This is a genomic window from Paraburkholderia sp. 35.1 (assembly GCF_050436525.1).
Classification (GTDB): domain Bacteria; phylum Pseudomonadota; class Gammaproteobacteria; order Burkholderiales; family Burkholderiaceae; genus Paraburkholderia; species Paraburkholderia tuberum.
The window spans coordinates 339,262-352,379 of record NZ_JBNDMJ010000002.1 but is presented as its reverse complement, the minus strand read 5'-3'; the positions used below and the strand labels follow the sequence as shown (position 1 = coordinate 352,379).

Annotated in this window: 6 protein-coding genes; 2 read left to right on the top strand and 4 right to left on the bottom strand. The window is 65.8% G+C overall.

The genetic code is table 11. The features are described from left to right. Positions 1–113: 113 nt before the first annotated feature. The 4 genes from glgB to OKW27_RS07440 form a co-directional block, all read right to left on the bottom strand. Positions 114–2,324, bottom strand: coding sequence for a 1,4-alpha-glucan branching protein GlgB (glgB, locus tag OKW27_RS07455; RefSeq protein ID WP_429333073.1), 2,211 nt, complete (start codon positions 2,322–2,324; stop codon positions 114–116). Continuing rightward, on the bottom strand, positions 2,317–5,784 hold the full coding sequence (treS, locus tag OKW27_RS07450) for a maltose alpha-D-glucosyltransferase (RefSeq protein ID WP_429333072.1): 3,468 nt from the start codon (positions 5,782–5,784) through the stop codon (positions 2,317–2,319). The genes glgB and treS overlap by 8 nt, the downstream gene beginning before the upstream one ends. After that, positions 5,781–9,233, bottom strand: coding sequence for a maltotransferase domain-containing protein (locus tag OKW27_RS07445; protein WP_429333071.1), 3,453 nt, complete (start codon positions 9,231–9,233; stop codon positions 5,781–5,783). The genes treS and OKW27_RS07445 overlap by 4 nt, the downstream gene beginning before the upstream one ends. Before the next feature lie 529 nt (positions 9,234–9,762). Then, positions 9,763–10,425 carry a DUF1345 domain-containing protein gene (locus tag OKW27_RS07440; RefSeq protein ID WP_429333070.1) on the bottom strand — a complete coding sequence of 221 codons (663 nt, stop codon included), beginning with the start codon at positions 10,423–10,425 and terminating at the stop codon, positions 9,763–9,765. Positions 10,426–10,762: 337 nt separating this feature from the next. Between OKW27_RS07440 and OKW27_RS07435 the strand changes: the two genes are divergently transcribed. Then, a complete protein-coding gene (locus OKW27_RS07435; RefSeq protein ID WP_429333069.1) occupies positions 10,763–11,389 on the top strand; it encodes a sugar dehydrogenase complex small subunit in 627 nt (208 codons plus the stop codon). A 109-nt stretch (positions 11,390–11,498) separates the two neighbouring features. Next, positions 11,499–13,100, top strand: a complete 1,602-nt coding sequence (locus tag OKW27_RS07430) for a GMC family oxidoreductase (RefSeq protein WP_429333068.1) — start codon at positions 11,499–11,501, stop codon at positions 13,098–13,100. Positions 13,101–13,118 lie beyond the last annotated feature (18 nt).

Here is a 13,118-nt window from a genome sequence, read left to right as displayed (position 1 = left end):
TTTCCCTTTCCTGTTCTGATTGTCGAGCTGGAGCTCGGGTCTGACTGGGTCTTCATGCAACGGGCGCGCGGCGGCTGCCTGTGCGCCGCGCGCCCGGGTTACGGCACGTTTTCTCAGTCCGCGCGCAATACGATCGTCGCGAGCGGGGGCAAGATCAGCGCGGCGGAATGTGGCCTGCCGTGGCTCGATACATGGTCGGAATGAATCAGCCCGCCGTTGCCCGTGTTCGAGCCGCCGTACACGCCTGCATCGGTATTCAGCACTTCCACCCAGCGTCCGCCGCGCGGCATGCCGAGCCGATAGCCGAGCCGCGGCACCGGCGTCATGTTGCACACCACGACGAACTCCTGGCCCGCGCCGTCGGTGCGCCGATAGGCGAACACGCTGTTGCCGCTGTCGTCGCCGATCAACCATTCGAAGCCGCCCGGTTCGCTGTCGAGCAGATGCAGCGCGGGCTCGTTGCGATACAGATGGTTCAGGTCGCGCACCAGTAATTGCACGCCGTGGTGGTTCGAATCGTCGAGAAGATGCCAATGCGGCGAGCCGTCATGGTCGAACTCCGCCATCTGGCCGAATTCGCCGCCCATGAACAGCAGCTTCTTGCCTGGGTGCGTCCACATGAAACCGAAGTACGCGCGCAGATTAGCGAAACGCTGCCAGCGGTCGCCGGGCATCTTGCCGAGCAGCGAGCCCTTGCCGTGCACCACCTCGTCGTGCGAAAGCGGCAGCACGAAGTGCTCGGAATATGCGTACACCATGCCGAACGTCATGTTGTGGTGGTGATACTGGCGATACATCGGGTCTTCGTGCATGTAGTGCAGGGTGTCGTGCATCCAGCCCATGTTCCACTTGAAGTCGAAGCCGAGGCCGCCGTCCGCGAGGCGCGCGGTCACGCCCGGCCATGCGGTCGATTCCTCGGCGACCGTGATCGCGCCGGGCGCGCCCGGCACATAGCGGACCTCGTGATTCAACCGCTTCAGGAACGCGATCGATTCGAGATTCTCGCGGCCGCCATAGATGTTCGGCACCCACTCGCCGGCCGCACGGGAGTAGTCGCGATACAGCATCGACGCGACCGCATCGACGCGCAGGCCGTCGACGTGATAGCGCTTCAACCACGCGAGCCCCGACGCGATCAGGAACGCGCTGACCTCGTTGCGGCCGAGGTTGTAGATCATCGTGTTCCAGTCCTGGTGATAGCCTTCGCGCGGATCGGCATGCTCGTAGAGCGGCGTGCCGTCGAAATCGATCAGGCCATGCGCGTCGTTCGGGAAATGCGCGGGCACCCAGTCGAGAATCACGCCGAGCCCTGCTTCGTGCGCGCGATCGACGAAACGCGCGAACTGCTCGGGCTTGCCGAAGCGCGCGGACGGCGCGAACTGCCCGAGCGGCTGATAGCCCCACGAACCGCCGAACGGATGCTCGGCGATCGGCAGAAATTCGAGGTGCGTGAAGCCCATGCTCTTCGCGTAGGGAATCAGCCGCTCGGCGAGCTCTTCCCAGACGAGACCACGCTGGCCTTCCTCGGCGACGCGCAGCCACGACTCCGCGTGCACTTCGTAGATCGTGATCGGCGTGCGCGCGGTCTGCTTGTCGGCGCGCGACTGGATCCACTCGTGATCGCTCCACGGAAACTGCTCGATCTCGTCGACGTGTGCGACGATCGATGCGGTGCCCGGCGGCTTTTCCGTCTGCATCGCGCACGGGTCGGCCTTCAGCGGCAGCGGATGGCCGTCGCGCGACAGCAGCTCGTACTTGTAGCGCGTGCCGGCGCCGACACGCGGCACGAACAGCTCCCACACGCCCGCCTGGTGACGCAGCCGCATCGGATGGCGGCGGCCGTCCCACGCATTGAAGTCGCCGACCACCGACACGCGCCGCGCATTCGGCGCCCACACCGCAAAGCGCACGCCCGGCACACCGTCGACGTCGACCGGCCGCGCGCCCAGACATTCGAGCACCGCGTACGGATCGCCGCGCGCGAGACGTTGGAGCGGCTCGTCGCCGAGCACCGGAGCAAACGAATAGGTATCCTCCACTTCCTGCACCACACCATGCCAGTCGATGCGCAAGCGATACGGCATCGCCGACGTGATGCGGCCCGCGAACAGGCCAGGGCGCAGTTGTTCGAGTTCGCCGAGCGTCGCGCCATCAGCGCGCGAAATCACGGTGACGTGCGCGGCGTTCGGCAGCAGCGCGCGCACGATCGGCCCCGCGTCGGTCTGATGCAGCCCGAGCTGCGAAAACGGATCGGGGTGACGCGCTTCGACGAGCGCGTCGATATCGACGGGTTGAAGGCCTGCGGCCGGATCATGCTCACTCATAGTCGCCCTCGGCCGGGTTAGGCGGCGTGGCCGCGCCAGGCGCCTGGGTTGACGGATCGTGGTGCGGCGGCCTGCCGGTGTCGCCGAGCAGCCGGCTCACGAGCGCCGCGAGGCCGCGCACCGGCAAGCCGAGCCACGCCGGTCGGTTGGCCGCTTCGTAGCGGATTTCGTAGGCGGCCTTCTCGATCAGGAACAGATCGAGCAGCGCCTCCTCGGATTCGGGCGCGACGAGCGGCGTCGGCGACTGCGCGGCGGCCGCGCGGTATTCGGCGAGGAACGCGCTGGTCGCGTGCGCGCGGAAGCGCTCGAACAGCGCGCGCTTGCGATCGGCGGTCTGTTGCGGCGCGCCTTCGGTGGTCGATTGCGCGGCTGCGCTCGCATACGAGAGCGAGCGCATCAGACCGGCCACGTCGCGCAACGGGCTCGATTTCTGGCGACGCTCGTCGAGCGAACGCGCGGGCTCGCCCTCGAAGTCGATCAGGTACGCGTCGCCGTGCGCGACCAGTACCTGGCCGAGATGGAAGTCGCCATGGATGCGGATGCGCAACGCGCCCGCGTCGCCCGGCACCAGCTTGTCGACGGCCTCGACGAGTGCGGCGCGGCGATCGATCAGACTTTGCGCGAGCCCCTTCGTGTCCGCGTCGCTCATGTCCGCGATGCGCGGCGCGAGCAGATCGAGCGCGGCCGCGAGCATCGTCTGCGCCGCCTCGACCCATGCCTTCACCTGTTTGGCGTTGGCCGGTTCCGGCGCGAACGCGGGGTCGTCGCTCGGCGTGGCGAGCGCGACGTGCAACTCGCCGAGCCGGCGGCCGATGATGCCCGCGAGTTCGCCGTAACCGTCCAGCAGAATCGACTCGTTCGTGCGATCGGGTACGCTCTGCGTCTCGGTGTCGATCGCGATCGCGAGTTCGTCGACCGAGCGGCGCAGATAGTCGAGCGACCAGTTCCACGCATCGCCCTGATTGTCGATAAAGCCCTGCAGGATCGCCAGCGTATGCGGCACGCCCTCGGGATCGACGCGCACCACTTCGCCATACAGCGGCGCGGTGTTCGCATAGCCGAGCTGCGTCAGATAGCGGCTGATTTCCGCTTCCGGATGGATGCCGCTGACGAGCCGTCGCACCAGCTTCAGCACTGCGGCATCGGCGACGATCAGCGAGCTGTTGCTCTGTTCGGCCGCGAGCCAGCGAATCTCGGGCCGCTCGCCGAGAGCGTCGAGTTCGGCGAAGCGCTCAGTCGGCAGGAACTTGATCTCGCTTTTCTGCACGGTCGGCACGACCGCGCGCTCGCGCATCTTGCGCAGCACGTTGTGCGCGAAGATCGGCAGCGAGAACGCGTCGGTAAGATGGCCGACGTTGCGGCCCCGCCGCACGCGTGCAAGCGCCAGTTGCAGAAACAGCGGCGTGGTGGTTTCGCCGCCCCATGTGATCGCGATCGGCACCACGTAGCGCTCGGTGTGGTTGCCGACGTCTGCTTCGATTTCAGTGAACGCGAAGCCGCCGTTCGGGATCGTGGTCAGCGCGGCGAGCCGCACCGCGTGCATCTTCTGATCTTTCGACGCGAACCAGCGGCGCCGGCTCAGCCACGACGGCAGCACCTCGGATTCCAGCAGCCGCACGTTTTCGGGTGTCGGCCCGGACTGTCCTTCGCGGATCACGATCGTGACGAACTCGGGCAGCGGCTCGGAATGCGCCTGCGCCCATGTCGGACGCCCGCCGCCTTCGCACAGCATGAACCACAGGAAGCCGTAGGGCGGGAACGTCAGCAGATAGGTCAACTGGCCGATCGCGGGGAACACCGAATCGGCGGTCATCTCGATCGGCACGAAGCCTTTGAATTCTGACAGCTCGAGCTCGACCGCCTGCGGCGCACGCGACAGATTCGCGACGCACAGGATCGGCGCCGCGCCGGGCATCTCGCGCAGATACGCGAGAATCTTGCGGTTTTCAGGCTTCAAAAAGCGGATCGTGCCGCGTCCGAAGGTCTGCTTCGCGCGCCGCGTCGCAAGCATGCGGCGGGTCCAGTTCAGCAGCGAATGCGGGTCGCGGCTCTGCGCTTCGACGTTGACCGCGTCGAAGCCGTACAGCGTACCCATCACGGGCGGCAGCACCAGTTGCTCAGGGTCGGCGCGCGAGAAGCCGCCGTTGCGATCCGACGACCACTGCATCGGCGTGCGCACGCCGTCGCGGTCGCCGAGGTGGATGTTGTCGCCCATGCCGAGTTCGTCGCCGTAGTAGATGACCGGCGTGCCGGGCATCGACAGCAGCAGCGAGTTGATCAGCTCGATGCGGCGGCGGTCGCGCTCCATCAGCGGCGCGAGACGGCGGCGAATGCCGAGATTCAAACGTGCGCGGCGATCGCTCGCATAGGTGTTCCACAAATAGTCACGCTCGGAATCGGTGACCATTTCGAGCGTCAGCTCGTCGTGATTGCGCAGGAAGATCGCCCACTGGTTCGATTCGGGGAGTTCCGGTGTCTGCTTCATGATGTCGGTGATCGGGAAGCGGTCTTCGCTCGCGATCGACATGTAGATGCGCGGCATCAGCGGGAAGTGGAATGCCATATGGCATTCGTCTTCGTTGCCGAAATACTCCTTCACGTCCTCGGGCCACTGGTTCGCCTCGGCGAGCAGCATCCGGTTCGGGTACTCGGCGTCGATGGTCGCGCGAATCCGCTTCAGGATCTCGTGCGTCTCAGGCAGGTTCTCGTTGTTGGTGCCTTCACGTTCGACGAGGTATGGCACCGCATCGAGCCGCAGCCCGTCGATGCCCATGTCGAGCCAGAAACGCATCACGTGCAGCACCTCTTTCAACACCGCCGGATTGTCGAAGTTCAGATCGGGCTGGTGCGAGTAGAAGCGGTGCCAGTAGTACGCGCCCGCAACCGGATCGTGCGTCCAGTTCGACGGCTCCGAGTCGATGAAGATGATGCGAGTCTCCGGGTACTTCTGATCGGTATCGGACCACACGTAGTAGTTGCGATAGTTCGAGCCGGGCTTCGCGCGCCGCGCGCGCTGGAACCACGGGTGCTGATCCGACGTGTGGTTGATGACGAGCTCGGTGATCACGCGGATGCCGCGCGCGTGCGCTTCCTGGATGAAGCGCCGCACGTCCGCGAGCTGACCGTAGTCGGGATGCACGTTGCGGTAGTCGGCGATGTCGTAGCCGTCGTCGCGGCGTGGCGACGGATAGAACGGCAGCAGCCAGATCGCGTTGACGCCGAGCTCGGCGATGTAGTCGAGCTTGGCCATCAGACCGGGGAAATCGCCGACACCGTCGTTGTTCCCATCGAAGAACGACTTGATGTGCACCTGATAGATGATCGCGTCCTTGTACCACAGCGGATCGTCGCTGAGGGCCGCGGGTTTGCCGCGGCGGCGCGTGCGTACCTTCGCCGCGGTGCCGACGGCCACGGCCGTTTGCGCCTCGTGCGCGGTTTGGGCTGGATCGTCGCGCTTCATGTTCCACCTTCCATCCAGGTTGGGTTGACAGCGTCTGCGTGAGGAGCGCTGTCGGGATCGTGGTCGCTGTCCTCGGGGCGATCGGCGGGCAGGCCGCCTAGCGGCGCGATTCGCCAGATCGAGAAGGGTTGGCCCGAGCCGAGCCGCACGTGTTGCCAGCGTCCGTGCCATTCGAAGCGTGCGCCGGTCATCTGGTCGATCACTTCGAGCGTGGCGTGATCGTGTAGATGCCAGCGCTGGAACGTGTCCCACGACAACTCGATGTCCGCGCCCTGTTCGTTGAACGGATCGAGATTGATCGCGACGACGATCACATTGTCGCGCGATTCGGTCGCTTTCTCGAAGCACAGGATGTGGTCGTTGTGCGCGGCGAGGAACGTGAGACCGAGATGCGTTTGCAGCGCCGGATTCGCGCGACGGATGCGGTTCAGTGCGGTGATCTCGCCGACGATATTGCCGGGCCGGTGCCAGTCCCACGCCCGCAACTGATACTTTTCGGAGTCCAGATACTCTTCGCTGTTCGGCAGCGCGGTGGCCTCGCACAGTTCGAAGCCGCTATACGCGCCCCACAGGCCGGCCAGGGTCGCGGCCAGCGCCGCGCGGATCAGAAAGCCCGTGCGTCCCTGCGATTGCAGATGGCGCGGGTTGATGTCCGGCGTATTGACGAAGAAGTTCGGCCGATAGAAATCGCGCGCGCCGGTCTGCGTGAGTTCGCCCATGTACTCGGTGAAATCGCGCTTCGACTCGCGCCACGTGAAGTACGTGTACGACTGCGAGAAGCCGATCTTGCCGAGCCGGTTCATCATGCGCGGCCGCGTGAAGGCTTCGGCGAGAAAGATCGTGTCGGGGTGGCGCGCACGCACGTCGGCGATCATCCATTCCCAGAACGGCAGCGGCTTGGTGTGCGGATTGTCGACGCGGAAGATGCGCACGCCCGCGTCGACCCAGAACAGGATCACGTCGCGCAATGCGAGCCACAGGCCGGGCTTGGCGTCGTGCGCGTAGAAGTCCGGGTTGACGATGTCCTGATACTTCTTCGGCGGATTCTCGGCGTAGCGCAGCGTGCCGTCGGGGCGCCACGCGAACCACGTCGGATGCTCCTTCAGCCACGGGTGATCGGGCGAGCACTGGATCGCGAAGTCGAGCGCGATCTCGAGGCCATGCGCATGCGCGGCGGCGAGCATCGCCTTGAAATCGTCGAGCGTGCCGAGTTGCGGATGCACGGCGGTGTGACCGCCCTCGGCGGCGCCGATCGCATAGGGACTGCCCACATCGCCCGGCTGCGTGGTCAGCGTGTTGTTGCGGCCCTTGCGGTTCGCGAGGCCGATCGGGTGGATCGGCGGGAAGTACAGCACGTCGAAGCCCATGTCGCGGATGCGCGGCAGCTTCGCGCTCACGTCCGCGAACGTGCCGTGGCGCGACTCGTCGTCGCTCATCGAGCGCGGGAAGATCTCGTACCAGCTCGCGAAATAGGCGGCCGTGCGTTCCGCGTCGATCTTGTAGATCACGGGGTCGCGGCTCAGAAACGGGCGATGGCGCGCAGCGGTCATTGCCTTCGCTGTGGCGGGCGCGAGAATCACTGCGAGCTTCTGTTCGGCGTCGGCCTTCTGGAAGTCGCGCACGATGTGTTCGAGCGGCTCCTTGTCGGCGCCTTCGGTCGTCTCGACTTCGGCGAGCACGAGCGCGAACAGATGCGCGGCTTCGTCGAGTTCTATCTCGACGGTCTGGTTCGCCTTCAGCTTCTTCTGGATGTGCTCGACGAGCGACGCGAACTCGTCGCGCCACGCGATCACGGTGAACTCGTAGCGGCCGATCCGCTCGAGCGGAATGCGCGCGCTCCACAAGTCGAGCCCGGCCGGCGGCGCGGGCGACATCAGTTCTTCGTGCCACGCGGTTTCGTCGGCCGCGCGCCACAGCACGGCAGCCGCGATCTTGTCGTGACCTTCGGCGAAGATCGCCGCGCGAATTTCCGCCCGCTCGCCGACGCTGCGCTTGGCCGCGAAGCGACCGTTCTCCACCGACGGCGACACGCTCTCGATCGCGACGCGCGGCGCTTCGATCGCGTCGAGCACTGTCTTGCGGCCGCTGCGCTTGCTGTTCGCCTTGTCGATCGGCGGCGCGAGGCAGATCGGCTGTTCCGCGAACGCGCGCAGCAGCCGCACCGCACCGGGCGCGAGCGCGAACGGCGCGAGTGCCGCGGGTTCGGTTCGGCCGCGCGCGTCGAGCGGCGCGAAGCGCGTAAAGCTGCCCGGCACGCCCGCGAGGAAGCGCGCGGGATCGACACGCACTGGCGCGCCGAGTTCGGGATTCACGACGATCAGGACTGCTTCGCTGGCGTCGCGCAGATCGGCTGCGTCGCCGCGCAGCAGAACCGCGGCCGATGCGCCGGGGCCGCTCAATGGGCGCAATTCACCGTTCGCGTGCAGTGTCGGCGTGTTGCGCGCGAAGTCGTTGGCCTGGGTGACGGCGGCGCTCAGATCGAAGCGGCGCGACTGCGCGGCGCGGGCGAACTGCGCGGCGTCGCCGCGCGTTTGCGACATCGGTTCGGCGATGCCGTATTCGAAGCCCATCGGCATCATCCAGCCGCTGCCCAATGCAACCGACGTGAACAGCGCGCGTCGATACGCCCGCTCGACGATCGCCGCATCATGCACGTCGCTCAGCTCGGCGGCGAGGCGCGTACCGTACGGCGCTTCGGGAAAGGCGATCGGCGCACCAACGCGCGCGAGCGCCGCATGCTCCTCGGCCATCCAGCTCGAACGGAAATCCCACCAGCGCACCGACGAAAACGCGCTGTCGAAGCCGGCTGCTTCGAGACCGGGCAGATCGCCGCGCGACAGGCCCGGCGTTGCCGCGAGAAAGCGCACGCGCGGATGCTTCGCGCGCACTTCATCGCCGAGGTGCCGCCATACGGCAGCCGGCACGCGATGCGGCGAATCGAAACGGAAGCCGCCGACACCGGCTTCGGCGAGCGCGAGCAGTTGCTGGGTCCACCAGACGCTCAGCGAGGCACTCGTCGCGGGGTCGTCGAAATTCGCGTAGGCAACGTTGTCTTCGCGATGCACGTGGCGCGGATCGAGCCGTGCGAGCTCGGACTCACGCGCGTGAAACCAGTCCGAATGCTCGCTGTACAGCACGCCGTCGGCGGCCATGCGGTCGATCACGAGATCGACCAGCAGCGTCAGGTTGTTGCGGCGCGCGGCATCGGCGAGCATGCGTACGGCGTCGTGCACCGAATGCTGCGCCTCGAACACCGGATGCAGCCGAGCGTGATTGCCGACCACCTGGCCATGGCCGGCGTGGCCGGGCTCGAACAGCCCGCCGATCAACGCATGATCGAAGCCGAGCCCGGCCGCATGAGCGAACTGCGCGGGCCAGGCATCGAGGGGCCCGACGAGAAGAGAATGAAAAAAGTAAATCCGCGGCGCGTACCCGTTTGGAGATTCCATCGGTCGTTTCCAGAGTTGTCCTGCTGCGGTGTGGATGCACTTGGCATGCGATCACAGCGCTCATTGGGCTTCCCGAGCCGGATACCGCGCGATGCGTCAGCGGGGGCACGTACTGGTCAATGTAGTGCAAAGATCGTCGCGCCGCTGGCCAGTCGCGGGTGCTTTGACGCCAGACGCCGGTCTCGCGGGACTGGTCGTCACTCGTCGCGGAAAGGAGCAAACCGTGTGCCAACGCGGGCAGCCGGGCACCGCGCTAGCGCGGAAACGGGGAGGTTACGGTGAGATGGCGGGTGCCGAAGGTGCGCGCGCGCACGGAGCGCGCGCAAAAATGCGGGCATTGTCACGCACGCCGCGGCTGGCCGGCATGTAAAACGGGGTGGCGTGGGGCGGGTTTTACACGGGCGGCCCCGCGTTGCCCGGAATGCGGTTCAAGCGGACGCGTGAAGCCTGGGTGCCGCTCGCGTGGCAGCCATGTGGCACGCGCGTGGCATTCGCATGAAATTCATCCGAACGCCGCGCAGCGGCCTTGTCACGAACCCAGCAGCCCCGCCGCGATGTTCACGCACAGGCCGAGCACCGCGACGTTGAAGTAGAACGACAGGACCGATTGGGCGAGCGTCGCGCGGCGAATTTCGCGTGAGCGCAACACGACATCGGAAGTCTGCGACGCGACCGCGATCGTGAACGAGTAGTACAGGAAGTCCCAGTAGTTCGGCAGCAAATGGTGATCGGGAAACTTCAACGCGGTCTCTTGCGCGTCCGTGTCGAAGTAGAGGCGCGCGTAGTGCAGCGTGAAGATCGTCGGAATCAGAAACCATGCGCCGATCAGCGTCAGACCGGTCAGCAGGTAGTGCCAGACGGTCGTTGCGCCGCCCGCGCCCTTGGCCGACGCGAGTTCGAGCACGATCGCGGCGACGCTCGCGATCGTCGCGACGCAGATGACGACCAGCACGACGCCCGCGTTTTCGTCGTCGCGCATCGCGTATGCGCGCACGCGGTGCTCGTCGGCAAGAGCCATATGCACCCAGATCATCAGCAGGTAGCTCCAGATGGCCGCGTCCCAGCCGATCAGTGTGCGGGCGATCGGACTCGTATGACCGGGCACGAGGAACGCGACGACGATCCCGATCACGAGGCCGATCACCGTGCGGGGCCGATTGCGAAGAAGCTGGGGATAGTAGTTGATGGACATGGACTCGATGAACGACGAAGTGTAGGGCAGTCGGTGTCGCGGATTCTACGCGTGCAACGCGGACCGATTGTCGAATGGTGGGTCACAGGCTATAGTCTTTCGCGGCGGCCTTGCGCGCCCGCTTTCAGTTGAAAGGCGATTGGTAGATGACGGCAGCAATCGTTGCGGTCATGCATGCAACACCGCACATGCGGCGCGCGTGAATCACGCGCACGGATACGAGACCGCTGAAGCGGCGTAAGACCAGGTTTGGGGAGGAGCAAACGAAGCGGCAGGCGAACGGCATCATGCCCTCGCCGCGCTGCTCGTCGAGAACGACTCATCATCTGGAGCCCCCATGACAGATGTTCCTGAGGATAACGATGCGCATCCCCACGTGACGCATCGGCAAGGAGCGAAGTCTTATCGCAATGCCACACGGTTCACCGGCTTGCCGCCGTCGTTTTCCGCTTCGCGCAGGGCCTGGGTGCTCGGCTCGTGCGCGACGGCCGCGGCGCTCGCGTTCGCCGGCGCGAGCCGTTCGCTGTCGTGGATCGCGCCCGCCTTCGCCGATACGCGGCCAGCCGGGGGCGGACTCGATGCCTTCCTCGCGGTTTCCCAACACCTCACCGGTCGTAGCAGTTTCGATACCGTGCTTGGCCAACGTGTCTACGATGCGCTGTCGCGTGCCGATAACCAGTTCGCGCAGAACGTCGCGGCGCTCAACACTTGGCTGCAAGGCCACGGCGGCGTGCCGTCCGATACGGTCACGCAGGCGCTGCAGACCGACCAGCCCGCGCTCGCGAAAACGGTCGGCGCGATCATGCGCGCGTGGTATCTGGGCCTCGTCGGCGACATGCCGCACGTCCAGGTGATCGCGTATGAAAAGGCGCTGATGTTCGAGCCCGTGCAAGACGTGCTCACGATTCCCTCCTATTGCCGCGACGTGCCGTTCTACTGGACGCAGAAGCCGACGCCCGCGTGAGCCGCGCGAGCCCGCGAGCGGGCCACGCCAGCAGCGCAACCAGCACGCCGGACCCGCAAGCGTCGCACGAACAAAGCCCGCAACAGGCAGGGCATCGAAGAGAGAAACGATGGCAAACACACAATCCGCCGATATCGTCGTGGTCGGCTCCGGCGTCGCCGGCAGTCTGGTTGCGCATCAGCTGGCGCTGGCGGGCGCGTCGGTGATCCTGCTCGAAGCGGGGCCGCGCATTCCGCGCTGGCAGATCGTCGAGAACTTCCGCAACTCGCCGGCCAAGTCCGACTTCGCGACGCCGTATCCGTCGACGCCTTACGCGCCGCATCCCGAGTACGCGCCCGCGAACAACTACCTGATCCAGAAGGGCGATTATCCGTACAACTCACAATACGTGCGGCTGGTCGGCGGCACGACCTGGCACTGGGCGGCCGCCGCGTGGCGGCTGCTGCCGTCGGACTTCCAGTTGCGCAAGCTGTATGGCGTCGGGCGCGACTGGCCGTATCCGTACGAAACGCTCGAGCCGTGGTACGTGGCCGCCGAAGCGCAGCTCGGCGTGTCCGGTCCCGATAGTTCGATCGATCTCGGTTCGCCGCGCTCGAAGCCCTATCCGATGCAGCAGCTGCCACTGTCGTACATGGATCAGCGGTTCAGCGACGTGCTCAACGCGCGGGGCTTCAAGGTCGTGCCCGAACCGGTCGCGCGCAACAGCCGTCCGTACGATGCGCGGCCCACCTGCTGCGGCAACAACAACTGCATGCCGATCTGCCCGATCGCGGCGATGTACAACGGCGTGATTCACGCGGAGAAGGCCGAGCAGGCCGGCGCGAAACTGATTCCCGAAGCGGTCGTGTATCGCATCGAAGCGGACGACAAAGGGCTCATCACCGCGGTCCACTACAAGGACCCGAACGGCAATAGCACACGCGTCACCGGCAAGCTGTTCGTGCTCGCGGCGAACGGCATCGAAACGCCGAAGCTGATGTTGATGTCGACCTCCGACAAATTCCCGCACGGCGTCGGCAACAGCTCCGATCAGGTGGGCCGCAACCTGATGGACCATCCCGGCACCGGCGTCACGTTTCTCGCCAACGAACCGCTGTGGCCCGGCCGTGGCCCGATGGAGATGACCTCGATCGTCAACTTCCGCGACGGCGCGTTCCGCTCCGATTACGCGGCGAAGAAGCTGCATTTGTCGAACGGCGTGCCGACGATGGGGGTCACCGCCGACCTGCTGAAAAAAGGCCTGACCGGCGCCGAGCTCGACCGGCAGATTCGCGACCGCGCGGCGCGCACGCTGAACATCAACAGCTTTCACGAACATCTGCCGGAGCCGCAGAACCGCATCGTGCCGTCGGCAGATCACAAGGACGCGCTCGGGATTCCTCAGCCCGAGATCTACTACTCGATCAACGAGTACGTGAAGAAGAGCGCCGCCAATACGCACGAACTGTATGCGCAGATCGCGACGCTATTCGGCGGCACCGAGGTCTCGTTCGACGACAGCTTCGCGCCCAACAATCACATCATGGGCACGACGATCATGGGCAGCGATGCGGCGAGTTCGGTCGTCGACGCGGACTGCCGCACGCACGATCATTCGAACCTGTTCATCGCGAGTAGCGGCGTGATGCCCACCGCCGCGTCGGTGAACTGCACGCTGACGATCGCTGCACTGTCGCTGAAACTGGGCGACAAGCTGAAGCGCGAAATCTGAGCGCCGACCGGAGAGCCA